Source organism: Bacillus sp. JNUCC-22 (genome assembly GCF_018861275.1).
Taxonomy (GTDB): domain Bacteria; phylum Bacillota; class Bacilli; order Bacillales; family Bacillaceae; genus Bacillus; species Bacillus velezensis.
On the sequence record NZ_CP076408.1, the window covers coordinates 1,503,812 to 1,518,896 of the forward strand.

The 15,085-nt window shown below is 46.1% G+C and carries 14 protein-coding genes; 12 read left to right on the forward strand and 2 right to left on the reverse strand.

The window, feature by feature from the left end:
• Window positions 1–5: 5 nt before the first annotated feature.
• Window positions 6–1,028: a SepM family pheromone-processing serine protease gene (locus JNUCC22_RS07620; RefSeq protein ID WP_007409697.1), complete on the forward strand. Its 1,023-nt coding sequence runs from the start codon at window positions 6–8 to the stop codon at window positions 1,026–1,028.
• Window positions 1,029–1,046: 18 nt separating this feature from the next.
• Here the strand turns inward: JNUCC22_RS07620 and JNUCC22_RS07625 are convergent, their stop codons facing one another.
• Complete coding sequence (locus tag JNUCC22_RS07625) at window positions 1,047–2,294, reverse strand: nucleotidyltransferase (protein WP_020955779.1); 1,248 nt, start codon at window positions 2,292–2,294, stop codon at window positions 1,047–1,049.
• A 208-nt stretch (window positions 2,295–2,502) separates the two neighbouring features.
• On the opposite strand from JNUCC22_RS07625, the gene JNUCC22_RS07630 reads away from it, so the two are divergent.
• The 3 genes from JNUCC22_RS07630 (at window position 2,503) to gerR (ending at window position 3,955) form a co-directional block, all read left to right on the forward strand.
• The gene (locus tag JNUCC22_RS07630; protein WP_149061681.1) at window positions 2,503–3,021 is read left to right on the forward strand and encodes a YceD family protein; all 519 of its coding nucleotides are present in this window, start codon (window positions 2,503–2,505) and stop codon (window positions 3,019–3,021) included.
• Between the two features lie 21 nt (window positions 3,022–3,042).
• Window positions 3,043–3,222, forward strand: coding sequence for a 50S ribosomal protein L32 (rpmF, locus tag JNUCC22_RS07635; RefSeq protein ID WP_003154457.1), 180 nt, complete (start codon window positions 3,043–3,045; stop codon window positions 3,220–3,222).
• A gap of 157 nt (window positions 3,223–3,379) precedes the next feature.
• Window positions 3,380–3,955 (forward strand): sporulation-specific transcriptional regulator GerR, encoded by a 576-nt coding sequence (gene gerR, locus JNUCC22_RS07640; RefSeq protein ID WP_020955780.1) that lies wholly within the window; start codon window positions 3,380–3,382, stop codon window positions 3,953–3,955.
• Between the two features lie 40 nt (window positions 3,956–3,995).
• Here the strand turns inward: gerR and JNUCC22_RS07645 are convergent, their stop codons facing one another.
• Entirely contained in the window at window positions 3,996–4,478 is a 483-nt protein-coding gene (locus tag JNUCC22_RS07645) for an N-acetyltransferase (RefSeq protein ID WP_012117497.1), read from the reverse strand.
• A gap of 162 nt (window positions 4,479–4,640) precedes the next feature.
• Between JNUCC22_RS07645 and JNUCC22_RS07650 the strand changes: the two genes are divergently transcribed.
• The 8 genes from JNUCC22_RS07650 to JNUCC22_RS07685 all read left to right on the forward strand — a co-directional run bounded on the left by JNUCC22_RS07650 (window position 4,641) and on the right by JNUCC22_RS07685 (window position 15,035).
• Window positions 4,641–5,522 carry a 2-dehydropantoate 2-reductase gene (locus tag JNUCC22_RS07650; protein ID WP_252729746.1) on the forward strand — a complete coding sequence of 294 codons (882 nt, stop codon included), beginning with the start codon at window positions 4,641–4,643 and terminating at the stop codon, window positions 5,520–5,522.
• Window positions 5,523–5,608: 86 nt separating this feature from the next.
• Window positions 5,609–7,228 (forward strand): bacillithiol biosynthesis cysteine-adding enzyme BshC, encoded by a 1,620-nt coding sequence (gene bshC / locus JNUCC22_RS07655; RefSeq protein ID WP_015239813.1) that lies wholly within the window; start codon window positions 5,609–5,611, stop codon window positions 7,226–7,228.
• Between the two features lie 125 nt (window positions 7,229–7,353).
• Window positions 7,354–7,785, forward strand: coding sequence for a division/cell wall cluster transcriptional repressor MraZ (mraZ, locus tag JNUCC22_RS07660; protein WP_007409703.1), 432 nt, complete (start codon window positions 7,354–7,356; stop codon window positions 7,783–7,785).
• Window positions 7,786–7,854: 69 nt separating this feature from the next.
• On the forward strand, window positions 7,855–8,790 hold the full coding sequence (gene rsmH / locus JNUCC22_RS07665; protein WP_015239814.1) for a 16S rRNA (cytosine(1402)-N(4))-methyltransferase RsmH: 936 nt from the start codon (window positions 7,855–7,857) through the stop codon (window positions 8,788–8,790).
• 39 nt (window positions 8,791–8,829) lie between these two features.
• Window positions 8,830–9,183, forward strand: a complete 354-nt coding sequence (gene ftsL / locus JNUCC22_RS07670) for a cell division protein FtsL (RefSeq protein ID WP_003154442.1) — start codon at window positions 8,830–8,832, stop codon at window positions 9,181–9,183.
• Window positions 9,184–9,189: 6 nt separating this feature from the next.
• Window positions 9,190–11,334 carry a penicillin-binding protein 2B gene (gene pbpB / locus JNUCC22_RS07675; RefSeq protein ID WP_042635171.1) on the forward strand — a complete coding sequence of 715 codons (2,145 nt, stop codon included), beginning with the start codon at window positions 9,190–9,192 and terminating at the stop codon, window positions 11,332–11,334.
• A gap of 113 nt (window positions 11,335–11,447) precedes the next feature.
• Window positions 11,448–13,367 carry a stage V sporulation protein D gene (locus JNUCC22_RS07680; RefSeq protein ID WP_007409706.1) on the forward strand — a complete coding sequence of 640 codons (1,920 nt, stop codon included), beginning with the start codon at window positions 11,448–11,450 and terminating at the stop codon, window positions 13,365–13,367.
• A 195-nt stretch (window positions 13,368–13,562) separates the two neighbouring features.
• Window positions 13,563–15,035: a UDP-N-acetylmuramoyl-L-alanyl-D-glutamate--2,6-diaminopimelate ligase gene (locus JNUCC22_RS07685; RefSeq protein WP_216062245.1), complete on the forward strand. Its 1,473-nt coding sequence runs from the start codon at window positions 13,563–13,565 to the stop codon at window positions 15,033–15,035.
• Window positions 15,036–15,085 lie beyond the last annotated feature (50 nt).

Genomic DNA, 15,085 nt, shown 5'->3' on the forward strand with positions numbered 1-15,085 from the left:
CTCATATGAAAGCAAAACATTTTCGCTGGGTGTTTATCATCCTGATCTTATTAATCGCTGTTACATTTATTAAGCTCCCGTATTACATCACACAGCCGGGAGAAGCATCAGAGCTGAGACCGCTGATTAAGGTGGACGGAGGCTATCCTGAAAAAGGAAGCCTTTCCTTGATGACTGTCAAAGTAGGCCCCGCCAATCCGTATACATATCTTTGGGCGAAAGTGCATCCTTACGAAGAAATCGTCCCTGATGAAAGCATAAAAGAAGAGGGCGAATCGGACTCGGATTATATGAAGCGCCAGCTGCAAATGATGAAAAGCTCCCAAGAAAACGCGGTCATTGCCGCTTATCAAAAAGCCGGGAAACAGGTGAAATACTCATTTAACGGCATTTATGCCAGCTCAGTCGTCTCTGACATGCCGGCAAAAGGAAAAATAGAGGTCGGTGATAAAATCATCAGCGCGGACGGGAAAACATACGAATCCGCTGAAAAGCTGATTGATTATATCAGCAGCAAAAAAGCGGGGGAAAAAGTAACGTTTCACATTGAACGGGACACGAAAGAAAAGACCGTTGACATTGTGCTGAAATCATTCCCGGACGACCCGAAAAGAGCGGGAATCGGTGTCGCATTATATACGGACCGGAACGTGAAAGTGAAGCCGGATCTTCATTTCAGCATTGAAAACATCGGCGGGCCTTCTGCGGGTCTCATGATGTCTTTAGAAATTTACAACCAGCTGACAAAACCTGACGAAACAAAAGGCTATAATATAGCCGGAACGGGGACAATCGACGTGGACGGCAAAGTCGGACCGATCGGCGGAATCGATCAGAAAGTCGTCGCCGCAGACAAAGCGGGAAAAGATATTTTCTTTGCGCCGAATCAAAACGGAGCTGAAAATTCTGATTACAAAAATGCGGTAAAAACGGCGAAAGCAATCAAGTCCGATATGAAAATCGTCCCTGTCGACACCATGCAGGACGCACTTGACTATTTGGATCAGCTGAAAGTAAAAAGCACCTGATACAGACAGGTGCTTTTTTTACGCATTCAAAAAACACTTTTCGTCTTCATCATAGCGGATCGGCGCTTGTGAAAATTCCTGTTTCTCAAACAATGTGCGTTCAGGTTCGTTTATCGGCAGGCTGTAAACCCGTCCCGCCAGTATGTCCAGATCCAGAGCGGGATGAGAGAAAGAAGAGAGCTTGCTGACGAGAGGTGCGGTAAGCTCTTTTTTCTTTGCCGACAGGTACGCCTGTCCTTTTTTCGTCATTCCGAGAAGACGGATATAAGGAGCGCTTGAAGGCTGCAAGAGCCGATGCATGTCTTCTTTTTTCGTCCGTGTCAGAATGTGCGTGTTCATCCGCTGCAGCCTCGTCCACGTGTATCGTTTTGTTTTCAATCGTTCCATCATTTCGCGATAGGATCGGGCTTGTCTGATGGTGCGCAGAATTCTGTGCTCAAGGCCTTCTTCCACTTCATAGATTCGGCTCAATTCTTCAGCGGAAAGAGTGCTGAGGCTGTATTTTACATATGAAAAATAGTCTTCCGTGCTGTGCCATATGCCGTATGAATTTCTGTATGCCTCCAGCTCACGCGCAGACGCTTCCGGGAGAAAGCTCCTTACGGCCGCCGTTCCTTTTTCTATCAGCGCTTTCCGGATGCTTGTTGCGCTGGCTATCCGGCTGTTATCTCCGGGAAGCTCGGCGTCATGATATTGGGAAGCGATTCTGGCTGTCGTATAAGGCTTCATAGCGGAACCGGAGGTGTGTATCGCTCTAACGTAGTGAAAACCGAGAATATTGTTCGGCTTGGACAAATCGAGCATGTCCCGCCCTTTGAATATGTGTGAAAAAGCTTTTGAGGCGGCGGCCGGATAGCTGAGACCCTTTTTCAGCTCCTCTTTCAGAATCAGGCTGCAGTCATCTTCCTTTCGGCTGAACGCTTCAGACGCTTCAATAAAGGGTTCGATCCGCCCGTTTTCGCTGCCGAAAAACAAGCTGCTGCATCCTAAATGATGAAGAAGCGAAACGCTGCCGCGCGCGAATAATTCCGCTTTTTGTACGGCATATATATAAGGGAGCTCAATGACGATATCCACGCCGTTTTCCAGCGCCATTTTTGTCCGGCCCCACTTTGAGACGGCGGCCGGTTCCCCGCGCTGCAAAAAAGGGCCGCTCATCACCGCCGCCGCGACGCTGCTGTCCGTTTTGATTTTTGCTTGTTCCGCATGATAGCGGTGTCCGTTATGAAAGGGATTATATTCAACAACCAGGCCGACTGCTTTCATATTTGTCCCGCCTTTCTTGCTATGTTTTGCTTCGTGTGGTACATTTGCAAATGAAGTGCATATTTTAGTCCGTTTCGTTTAGTGTATGCATAGCCTATCCGGCTGTCAACGATTGCATGACGGCGGCATTATGCTGTAAAGAAAAAATATTGACAAAAACATTCTGAAAAGCTATAATCATGTTTGTTGCTTTCCTGAGGTGATACAAATGAAATGGACGATTTATCAGCTTCATCAAATGGCGAAAAAGAGCTTTGAATTTGATGAAACAGTTGAGTTAAATGAGCTGACAAAATTGAATTCTGACATCCGCCGCATTTCTCCCGTCCGGGTGAAGGGCCGCGCGGAGGTTGAATCCAAGCAAGTTTCGTTTGACTTTACGATTTCAGGCGAAATGGTTTTGCCGTGCTCAAGAACTTTAGTTGATGTGCCGTATCCATTTACAATCGCGACAAAAGAACTGTTTAGATTTCATAAGTCGGATGATATAGAAGATGAGGACGTTCATTTTGCTGAAGACGATACCGTCGACTTAACTCCGATCATAAAAGAAGAGATTCTTTTAGAAATTCCTATGCAAGTCTTTTGTGAAACTGAACAAAAAGAAGGAGCCGCTCCCCAAGTGGGGAAGGATTGGCAAGTGATTTCTGAGGAAGACAAGAAAAATCAAATCGACCCCAGACTTGCGGATCTGAAAAAGCTCTTAACACAAGATGATGAATCTTAACTCTTTAAGGAGGTGGGAATAATGGCTGTACCTTTTAGAAGAACTTCTAAAATGAAAAAAAGATTGCGCCGTACACATTTCAAACTAAATGTACCTGGTATGACAGAATGCCCGTCATGCGGAGAGATGAAATTGTCTCACCGTGTATGTAAAGCATGCGGATCATACAACGGCAAAGACATAAATGTTAAAAGCAATTAATGTATGAAGAAAAGCGCGGGAATCTCGGTTCCTGCGCTTTTCTTTTTTTTGCCCCTCCAGCCTGCTCCCGCCGAAAAAATTGTGAGCCCCAGTAGTCTATCTAATCTATCAGCGGCATATGTATGAGGTAAATGAGCAAATATGGAGGGAGATACGATTGACGATAACGAGACAAGACGCGTGGACGCAAGATGAAGATTTGCTGCTGGCAGAAGTGGTGCTCAGGCATATTCGGGAAGGCGGGACCCAGCTTTCCGCTTTTGAAGAAGTCGGCAGAGCGCTGACGAGAACGGCTGCCGCCTGCGGGTTCAGATGGAATTCTTATGTCAGAAAACAATATCAGTCAGGGATAGAACTGGCGAAAAAACAGCGGAAGGAATTAAGAAAGCAGATCGGGGTGCATTCCGCCAATCTGCCGGGAACCGTCAAACAGTCTCCGATCCGCAGGGCGGAAGGAGAAAAAGAGCTGTCCATTGATGATGTCATTTTGTTTCTGCAGCAATTTAAAGAGTCGCCAGCCGCAGCGGATGTGCGTCATGAAAAAGAAAAACTCACAGAACAGCTGACCGCGCTGCAAAAAGAAGTCGAGGATCTGCGTGAGGAAAATGAAAGCTTGAGAAACAAGCTGGAGATGACGGAAGAAGATTATAAAGCGTTAATTGACATTATGGACAGAGCGAGAAGGATGGTCAATTCAAAAGAAGACGACAGAAAATCGGCGCAGAGCCTGTAAAATGAACCGGCCTGGGGGCGGCGGCCCGGCCGGTTTTTTATTATGCCGTTTCTCCGGATGTCATTTCACCGTCCATATCGGGATGCCAGATATAAGGATTTTCTCCTTTATCACGCGCCATATCATATTTAACGGGCTCAAAATTCATCTTATCCCAGAAATCTGCTGATTTCATGCGTGAATTCGTCCTGATCGGCATTCTGAAGGATTTTGCAAAATCAACAAGCGCTTTTCCGTATCCGTTGTTTTGATAGCCCGGAAGAACCTCAAGCTTCCAAAGTTCCAAAAAGTCCTGACGCTGATCAAAATACGGATTCGTGCCTCCGTTTACCTGATATAAACTCATTCTCGCCACTAGTTTATCCCCGAAGTAAATCCCGTAAAAAGGCGAGGTGCTGTCATTTTCAATGATATTATCCTGAAGATCTTCAAGCATCGACAGCTCCTGCATCCCGTATTCCTTAAACCTTTTAAATTCTTCGAGTGTCTTAAAGTTGATGAGCAGTCGCTCTATTTTCAACACAAACTCCCCCTTTGTTGTGTTCTACCATTATTGTAAACGCTTTAATTGAAAATTCCAACTATAATATGCTTGCCAGTCTTTTTGCTCAAAACGAAATTGAAGTAATTTGCGGCGGCTTCTGCTATGATAATATGGAAAAATGCAGATATAGGGTGTGACAGTGTGAAAATCGGAATTATCGGCGGCGGAGCGGTAGGCCTTTTATGTGCTTACTACTTATCGTCCCGCCATCAGGTAACGGTCATTACGCGGCGGACGGAGCAGACTGATGCGATTAACTCAGGCGGTATACGGCTTTTGAAAGACGGAATAGAATGTACGGCGGCATGCAGAGCGCAAACCGGCCTCAATTCCGGATTCGACCTCTTAATCGCAGCCGTTAAACAGCACCAGCTAAGTGCTGTGTTGCGGGATCTTGAGACGATAAAAGGGACGAATGTGCTATTTTTGCAAAACGGCATGGGACACATACACGACATTAAAGATTGGCATACGGATCATTCGCTTTATGCCGGCACTGTTGAGCACGGAGCAAAAAAGATATCAGATCATGCCGTTGAACATACGGGAGCGGGAGCCGTAAGATGGAGTGTATTCAGCGCATCCCGGCCGGAAACGCTCAAAAGCATCTTTTCCGGCATGCACCGGGATTTTCCCGTATATGATGAAAACGACTGGTATCGGCTGTTAACGGGAAAACTGATCATAAATGTATGCATCAACCCGTTAACTGCATTGCTGCGCGTGAAAAACGGAGAGCTGTTAAGAAATGACGCTTACAAAAAATATATGAGAAACGTGTTTGAAGAAGCGGAGACAATACTTGGCCTCGCTGATAGAGAAAAAGCGTGGAACAAGGTTTGCGAAGTTTGCAGACTGACGGAAAAAAATCATTCCTCCATGCTCGTCGATATCATGGCAGGCAGGCGGACAGAGGCCGATGCGATTATCGGCTACCTTGTAAAAGAAGCGGAAAGCCGCGGATTGCCGGCCGTTCATCTCCCATTTTTACACCGCAGCATAAAAGCGTTAGAAAGAAACTGAAACAAAGTCTTTTGAGGTTTTCCGGTAACATGCTATACTCATTTCGGAAACCTAACTATTTATTGGAGAAAGGAAGTTCCAGACAGATGCAGCTAACTGAACTTTCCATCAAAAGTCAAAATAAGTTTGTGCAGCACTATATAGATGGAGAAAACATGTCTTCATTTTTTGATTATGATATTCATTCAGAGGACGTATGGCAAAAGCGGCTTCATGACCTGTCTTCGCGGCCGTTTGCCAGAGAAGAATTAGCGGATTATTTATCCTCCTATCACGAAAAATTTCACTCCGCCGCCATGCAGGCCTCCATCGAAAAACTGAGAGATCCAAAAAGCGCAGCGGTAGTAGGCGGCCAGCAGGCCGGTCTTTTAACGGGGCCTCTTTACACCATACATAAAATTATCTCCATTATCGTACTTGCCAGACAGCAGGAAGAGGCGTTGCAGATTCCTGTCGTTCCGATTTTCTGGGTGGCGGGTGAAGATCACGATCTGGAAGAAATCAATTTTGTGCATACGTCAACAGAGAATAAAGGTCCGGTGAAACAGAAACTGCCGCAGTCGTACTGGAAAAAAACATCGGCGGCTAAAACCGAGCTTGATCAGGAAAAATGCGCGGCTTGGATTGATGAAGTGTTCGCTGCTTTTGAGGAGACGGATCACACAAACACACTCCTTCAAAACGTGAAGCGATGTTTACGCTCATCAGAGACATTCACGGACTTTTTTGAACTGTTGATCGCCGACTTGTTTCAAGAAGAAGGCCTTATTCTGATGAATTCGGGAGATCCGGGGATTAAAAAGCTGGAAACGGGTATGTTTCAGCAGATTTTAAAACACAATCATGAGCTTGCCAAAGCCGTGTCAGACCAGCAGCGTCTTATGCGGGAAGCCGGTTATCACCCGATTATTGAATCGGACAAAGATCAGGCCAATCTGTTTTACGAACACGAGGGAGAGCGTTTCTTAATTGAAAAAGAAAACGGCGTTTTTGTCATTAAGGAGCTTGATCTGAAGTGGACGAACGACGAGCTTCATACCCATATGGAAGAAAAACCGGAATGTTTCAGCAATAACGTTGTGACAAGGCCGCTTATGCAGGAGTTTCTCATCCCGACTCTGGCGTTTATCGCGGGACCGGGGGAGATCAATTATTGGGGTGAGCTGAAGCGGGCTTTCTCATTAATGGGCTTTCGCATGACCCCGGTAATGCCGAGACTGAACATTACGATTTTAGAGCGCCATATTGAAAAGAAGCTTTCAGAACGGAATATCCCGCTTCAGGAAGCGATCGAACACGGCACCGGACACCTGAAAGACACTTATTTTGAAGAGCAGATTCCGGAAGAGTTTTCTTCTGTAATGGAACAGGCGAAGTCGCAGATTGAAGCTGTCCATAAACGCGCAAGGGACGAAGCGCTGAAGGTCGATTCAAGCCTTGAGCCGCTCTTACAGAAGAATGCCGCCTTCATTCAAGATCAGCTCTTGTTTTTAGAACGGACGGTAACGAAAAGAATTGAAGAAAAAGAAGGCTTTGTGCTGCGTGACTATGAAAGAATCCAAAACAGCATCAGACCGCTCGGCGCTCCGCAGGAACGGATTTGGAATGTGATGTATTATCTGAACCGCTACGGTCCAAAATTCTTCACAACCTTCAAACATCTGCCATTTTCTTTTCAAAACCAACATCAGATTGTCAAACTTTGAAATAAAGTTTTAAAGAACCCTGAATAGTTCAGGGTTTTTTTTTATGTGTAAACAGTGTAAAATGAGGTTGTGGAGAGAAGTGGCGGATAGTGGTGAGTTTAGGGGAGAAAGTGGGGGTCCTTATCATGTTTATGGGTGAATACCGGCATACTGTTGATGCAAAGGGCCGCATGATCGTACCCGCAAAATTCAGAGAAGGCCTCGGTGAGCAGTTTGTGCTGACAAGAGGACTTGACCAATGCCTTTTCGGCTATCCGATGAATGAATGGAAGCTGATTGAAGAAAAGCTGAAGGCTCTGCCGCTCACCAAAAAAGACGCCCGCGCATTTACCCGATTCTTTTTTTCCGGTGCGACCGAATGCGAACTGGACAAGCAGGGAAGGGTTAATATTGCGTCATCTCTTCTGAATTACGCAAAACTGGAAAAAGAATGTGTTGTCATCGGGGTTTCCAATCGAATTGAATTGTGGAGTAAGGTAATATGGGAACAATACACAGAAGAGCAAGAAGATTCATTCGCTGAAATTGCTGAAAACATGATTGGATTTGATATATAATGGATCTTCGTGCATCACAACAACAACTGACAATTCAATTCATTCCTGATAAAGGTGGGACCGACACAAATGTTTCAGCATAAGACAGTACTTCTTCGTGAAACCGTCGACGGTTTAAATATCAAACCGGACGGAACCTATGTGGACTGCACCCTTGGCGGCGCCGGGCACAGTACATATTTATTGCAGCAATTATCGGAAAAAGGACGCTTGATCGCCTTTGATCAAGATGACACGGCACTTGAAAACGCAAAGAAAACATTGTCCGAATACAAAGGACAGCTCATTCTGGTGAAAAGCAACTTTCGTTATTTAAAAGAGTGTTTACATGAACACGGCATTACGAGTGTCGACGGAGTTCTATTTGATTTAGGAGTATCCTCTCCGCAGCTTGATACACCGGAACGGGGATTCAGCTATCATCATGACGCACCGCTGGACATGAGGATGGACCAGTCGGCCGCCCTTACGGCGAAAGAAGTCGTAAATGAATGGCGGTATGAGGACCTTGTGAGGATTTTCTTTAAATACGGAGAAGAAAAATTCAGCAAGCAGATCGCCCGGAAAATTGAAGAGGCAAGAGAAAAATCGCCTATTCAAACAACCGGCCAACTGGTCGATCTAATAAAGGACGCGATACCGGCTCCGGCAAGAAGAAGCGGAGGTCATCCGGCCAAACGTGTATTCCAAGCCATACGAATCGCCGTAAACGACGAGCTTCAAGTATTTGAAGAGGCCCTCTTGCAAGCGATAGAGGTGCTGAAGCCGGGCGGAAGGGTGTCTGTGATCACTTTTCACTCGCTGGAAGACAGAATGTGCAAGACGACATTCAAGGAAAAATCATCACTTCCCGAACTGCCTCCGGGTCTTCCTGTGATACCGGAAGAATTTGAACCGGAATTAAAGCTGATTACAAGAAAGCCCATTACGGCATCAAAAGAGGAGCTTGAAGAAAATAACCGCGCCCGGTCAGCGAAGCTCCGCATTGCGGAGAAACGAAAATAACGGGCAGCAAATGACAACATTAAAGGAGGTCATCAGCCTATGAGCAACTTAGCTTACCAGCAGGAAAAACAACAACGGCCAGTGATAAGTCCCGAAAAAAAGGTGATTGTCAAAAAGAGGGCTTCCATTACACTCGGGGAAAAGGTGCTGCTCGTCCTGTTTGCCATTGCCGTTCTCTCCACATCAATGTTTATCGTATCAAAGGCATACGCGGCGTACCAATCCAATATTGAGGTGCAAAAACTGGAGGAGAAAGTATCTGAGAAGAATAAGCAGATCGGTGATCTCGAAAAGACGGCTGCTGACTTAAGCCAGCCGCAGCGCCTGATGGATATCGCCAAAAAGCACGGTTTGAATCTGAAAGATAAAAAAGTGAAAAACATACAGGAATGATAACCCATGCCGAAAAAAAATAAGTTTATGAACAGAGGAGCAGCGATACTCAGTATTTGTTTCGCTCTCTTTTTCTTTGTCATTCTCGGGAGAATGGCGTACATTCAATTAACCGGTAAAGCAAACGGTGTAGAACTTGCAACAAAAGCGACCGAGCAGCACGAAAAAAAGCGGACGATAGAAGCGAGCCGCGGCTCTATTCTTGACCGGAACGGTAAAGTGCTTGCAGAGGACACGGCGACATATAAGCTCATTGCCGTGCTTGATAAAAAGATGACGACCGACAAGAAGCATCCTCAGCATGTCAAAGACAAAGAGAAAACGGCGGAAAAACTGGCGACCGTTATCAATCTTGATAAAAGCGAGATTCTGGACATCTTAAACAGGGATGGCGCGAAGCAGGTGGAATTCGGTTCAGCCGGCCGCGATATCTCTTATGCGAAAAAACAAAAGATCGAAAAAATGAATCTTCCGGGTATTTCTTTCTTAAGAGATACGAAGCGTTACTATCCGAACGGTGTATTTTTGTCAAATGTTCTCGGCTATGCCGATGTGAATGAAAAAACAAACGAGATACAAGGCTCTTTAGGGCTTGAAAAAATACTGAACAACTATCTGACGGAACGCGACGGATCCGTCACTTACGAAAGTGATAAATCCGGCTGGAAACTTCCGAACAGCAAAGAAAAAATCACCGCACCTAAAAACGGTGACAATGTATATTTAACCATTGATCAGAAAATTCAAACCTTTTTAGAAGACAGCATGACGAAAGTAGCGGAAAAATATAAACCGAAAAAAATTATGGCGGCTGTCGTAGAACCGAAAACAGGCAAAGTGCTTGCGATGGGGCAGCGTCCGAGTTTCGACCCGAATATCAGAAACGTCACCAATTATTACAACGACTTAGTGTCGTACGCGTATGAACCGGGATCGACGATGAAAATCTTTACGCTTGCTGCGGCGATTCAGGAAAATGTGTTTTCCGCAAACGAGAAATATAAATCAGGAACATATAAAGTGGGAGGCGGACCTGTTAAAGATTGGAACGATGGCGCCGGCTGGGGCATGACAAGCTTCCATGACGGCCTTATGAGGTCATCCAATGTTGCTTTTGCCAAACTGGCCAACGAAAAACTGGGGTTTGACCGGTTTAATGAGTACCTGCACAAATTCGGGCTCTATCAAAAAACAGGGGTTGATCTGCCCGGTGAAGTATCAAGTAAAATTAACTACAAATATGATTTTGACAAAGCGTCTACGGCTTACGGCCAAGCATCGGCGATAACGCCGATCCAGCAGCTTCAGGCCGTCACGGCGATTGCCAATAACGGCAAAATGATGAAACCTTACGTCATTGATCATATTGTCGACCCCGATACGAAAAAAGTCGTCAAGCAGACAAAACCAGAGCAAGCAGGCACGCCGATTTCAGCCGATACGGCGAAAAAAGTCCGGAATCTGCTCGGAGAAGTCGTGACGTCAGACATCGGAACGGGAAAACCTTATAAAATTGAAGGATTTGACGTCGCGGGTAAAACGGGAACCGCGCAAATCGCCGGGACGGGCGGATATTTAAAGGGAACGAGCAACTATGTGTTTTCATTCATGGGCATGGCGCCGAAAAATGATCCTAAGCTCGTCATCTATGTAGCCGTGCAGCAGCCGCAATTAAAAGCGGGGCAAAGCAGCTCTGATCCTGTCGCGGAAATCTTTAACCCGACGATGAAAAACAGCCTCCACTACATGAATATCGAACCGACGGAAAAAACAGATTCCGGTCAGGAAGAAACGAAAAGCCAAAAGATGCCTGACCTGACAGATAAGACGGTCAAGAGCGCTGAGAAGGAAGCGAAAAATGAACATCTCACACCGATTGTCATCGGCAGCGATGTTGCCGTAAAAGAGCAGTATCCGACAGCCGGAGAAGATGTGATCACCAATCAGAAAATCTTCTTAAAAACAGACGGAAAGATGACGATGCCGGATATGTCCGGATGGTCGAGACGGGAAGTGCTTCAATTCAGCAAAGTATCAGGCATTCACATCGATGTGAGCGGTGAAGGTTACGCTTCAAGCCAAAGTGTGAAAAAAGGCAAAGAACTGAAAGAAAATACCGTGATCAAGGTGAAATTTAAAAATCCTGATTAACGGGACAGAGAAGTCCGCGGATGCCCGCGGGCTTCTTTTTTATGCGCCGCCGTTCTATGTGTCCAAGCTGAGGCATAAATTGAAACAAGCCTAAATAAGGAGTGGACGGTCCCTTGCGCGTTTCAAATGTAACGGTTCGAAAACGTTTATTACTGGTTTTGCTTATTGGCGTAATCATTTTTTTGATCATTGACAGCAGATTAGGCTATGTCCAATTTGTGATGGGAGAAAAGCTGACTTCACTGGCTAAGGATTCCTGGAGCCGGAATTTGCCGTTTGAGCCTGAGCGGGGAGAGATTCTTGACCGAAACGGCGTGAAGCTGGCTACTAATAAAAGCGCGCCGACCGTCTTTGTCGTACCGCGCCAGATCCAAAATCCCATCAAAACGGGCAAGCTTCTCGCGTCAGTTTTAAATATGTCGGAAGAGAAGGTCTACAAACACATTACTAAGAAAACCTCCATAGAAAAAATCTCACCCGAGGGGCGGAAAATTTCCAATAAAAAAGCGAAAGAAATCAAAGCGCTCGACTTAAAAGGGGTTTATGTGGCTGAAGACAGCATCCGCCATTATCCGTACGGAAGCTTTTTGTCCCATGTTCTCGGTTTTGCCGGTATTGATAACCAGGGCCTTCTCGGTTTGGAGGCTTATTATGATGATGACTTAAAAGGTGTCAAGGGATCCGTAAAATTTTATACGGATGCCAAGGGGAAGAAAATGCCTGATGAAGCGGATGATTACACCCCTCCGAAAGACGGACTTGATATGAAACTGACGATTGACGCCAAGGTTCAGACGATTATAGAAAGAGAGCTCGACAATGCAGCGGCGAAATATAACCCGGACGGAATGATTGCGGTCGCAATGAATCCGAAAAACGGGGAAGTGCTCGGCATGTCAAGCCGTCCTGATTTTGATCCGGCTGACTATCAATCGGTGGATCCGTCTGTTTACAACCGGAACCTGCCGGTATGGAGCACATATGAACCGGGTTCGACCTTTAAGATTATTACGCTTGCGGCGGCTCTTCAAGAGCAAAAAGTAAACTTGCAAAGAGACCACTTTTATGACAAAGGATTTGCCGAGGTCGACGGCGCCCGCCTCCGATGCTGGAAAAAGGGCGGCCACGGTTCGCAATCTTATCTTGAAGTCGTTCAAAATTCCTGCAACCCCGGGTTTGTACAGCTGGGGGAACGGCTCGGAAAACAAAAGCTGTTTCAATATATTAAGGACTTCGGCTTTGGAAAGAAAACAGGCATTGATCTGCAAGGGGAAGGAACGGGGATCTTATTCCCGCTTGACAGAGTCGGCCCGGTCGAACAGGCGACAACCGCTTTCGGACAAGGGGTTTCCGTCACGCCGATTCAGCAGGTGGCAGCCGTTTCCGCAGCAATAAACGGCGGAACGCTTTATACTCCATTTATCGCCAAAGAGTGGGTTGATCCCGTTACGAAAAAAACCGTTAAGAAACAATCGCCGATTGCGAAAAGGCAAGTTATTTCCCAGGAAACGTCAAAGCAGATCAGATATGCTTTAGAAAGCGTCGTCGCTCAGGGAACGGGGCGGAATGCCTTTGTGGAAGGATATCGCGTCGGCGGAAAAACAGGTACCGCACAAAAGGTCAAAGACGGCAAATATCTCGAAAACAACCATATCGTCTCCTTTATCGGTTTTGCGCCGGCTGATGACCCGAGCCTTGTCGTGTATGTCGCGGTTGATAATCCGAAAGGCACGATTCAATTCGGGGGAACCGTCGCCGCGCCGATTGTCGGAAATATGATGAGAGACAGTCTGCCTGAGCTCGGCGTGAAACCGCGAAAAAATCAAATCGAGAAAAAATATCAATGGAACGACACAAAAACAATAGAGGTTCCGAATGTTGTAGGGATGTCTGTCTCTGATCTTGAGTCGCTGCTTGTCAATTTGAATATTGACTCCTCAGGAAAAGGAAGCAAAATTGTGAAACAATCACCTGCAGCCGGAACGAAAGTAAAAGAAGGCTCAAAGATCCGTGTTTACTTGAGTGAAGAATGAGTCTTTTTGAGGCAGCCGATTGTTTTCGGCTGCCTCTTATCATAAAGAGAAAAAAAGAAGATAACTTTTAAGATTAACTGGATGTATCCTTTTATTTACGCTAAAATATGAACTGTATGTTTAAAAGCCATTCTGACTTTTATAAACGGTTATCATGATAAAAGAATGAATAGAATTTCTGAGAGGTTTGATACAATGAAACTTACAAAGCTGCTTACATATTTAATGGCCGAACCTGTTCAAAATGACTTTCATGACCCTGACATAACTTCAATTGAGATGGACTCCAGGGAAGTGAGAAAAGGGAGTCTTTTTGTGTGTATAAAAGGGTATACGGTAGACGGACATGATTTTGCCCAAAAAGCCGCAGAAAACGGCGCAGCGGCCATCGTTGCCGAGAAAGAGCTTGACGTCGATGTTCCTGTCATTATCGTCCGCCGGTCACAGCGGGCGCTCAGCGTTCTTTCTGACGCGTTTTACGGGCAGCCGACAAAGCAGCTTCAGCTTATCGGCATCACCGGAACAAACGGCAAAACATCAACGACGCACATGGTTGATGAGATTTTCAAAAAAGCGGGAAGACAGACCGGTTTAATCGGAACGATGTACATTAAAATCGGGGATGAGACATTCCCGGTCAAAAATACAACGCCCGAAAGCGTCACACTGCAAAAAACGTTCAAGAAAATGAATGATGAGCATGTTGACACAGCTATTATGGAAGTGTCTTCTCACGCCCTGTCACTCGGCAGGGTTCACGGCTGCGATTATGATATCGCCGTATTCACGAACCTGACGCAGGACCATTTAGACTATCACAAGACGATGGAAGACTACAGACAGGCTAAAAGCCTCCTGTTTTCCCAGCTGGGCAGCTCCTTTAACCATGAAAAGCCGAAGCGGGCCGTTTTAAACGCAGATGACAAAGCCAGTGCTTATTTTGAAAAAGTGACGGCGGCGCACATCCTTACATACGGAATCGAGAACGATGCCGATGTCATGGCGAAACAAATCGAGATCTCTGCGCAAGGCACAAGCTTTGAACTCGTTACGCCAAAAGGAACAAAGCAGATCACGGTTTCACTCGTCGGCCGCTTCAACGTGTATAACGTACTGGCTGCAGCGGCGACAGCGATCGCAGCGGGACTGCCGTTTGATACGATCACAAGCGCTCTTGAAGAGCTGCAAGGTGTCAGAGGCCGGTTTGAACTGGTGAATCATAATCAGCCGTTTCCTGTGATCGTCGATTACGCGCACACGCCTGACAGTCTGGAAAACGTTCTGAATACATGTAAAGACATGACAGAAGGCAAGCTTTTCGTCGTCGTCGGATGCGGCGGAGACCGGGACAAAACGAAACGCCCGAAAATGGCGGAAATTGCGGTGCGGATTGCCGACGAACCGATTTTCACTTCAGATAACCCGAGAAGCGAGGACCCGCTGGCCATATTAAGAGATATGGAAAGAGGGGTAGAAGGCACCTACTATCACAGTATCGCAAACCGCGAGCAGGCTATCTTTTTTGCCATTGCCAACGCGAAAAAGGGAGATGTGGTTCTGATTGCCGGGAAAGGGCATGAAACCTATCAGCAGATCGGCAATGAAACATTCGACTTTGATGACGCCGAAGTAGCGGGAAGAGCTATTGTTGAGCTGAATAAAAAGTAAAACAGGAAAGAGTGTTAGAATGAGGGAAATGAATAGAATTACGGGGACAC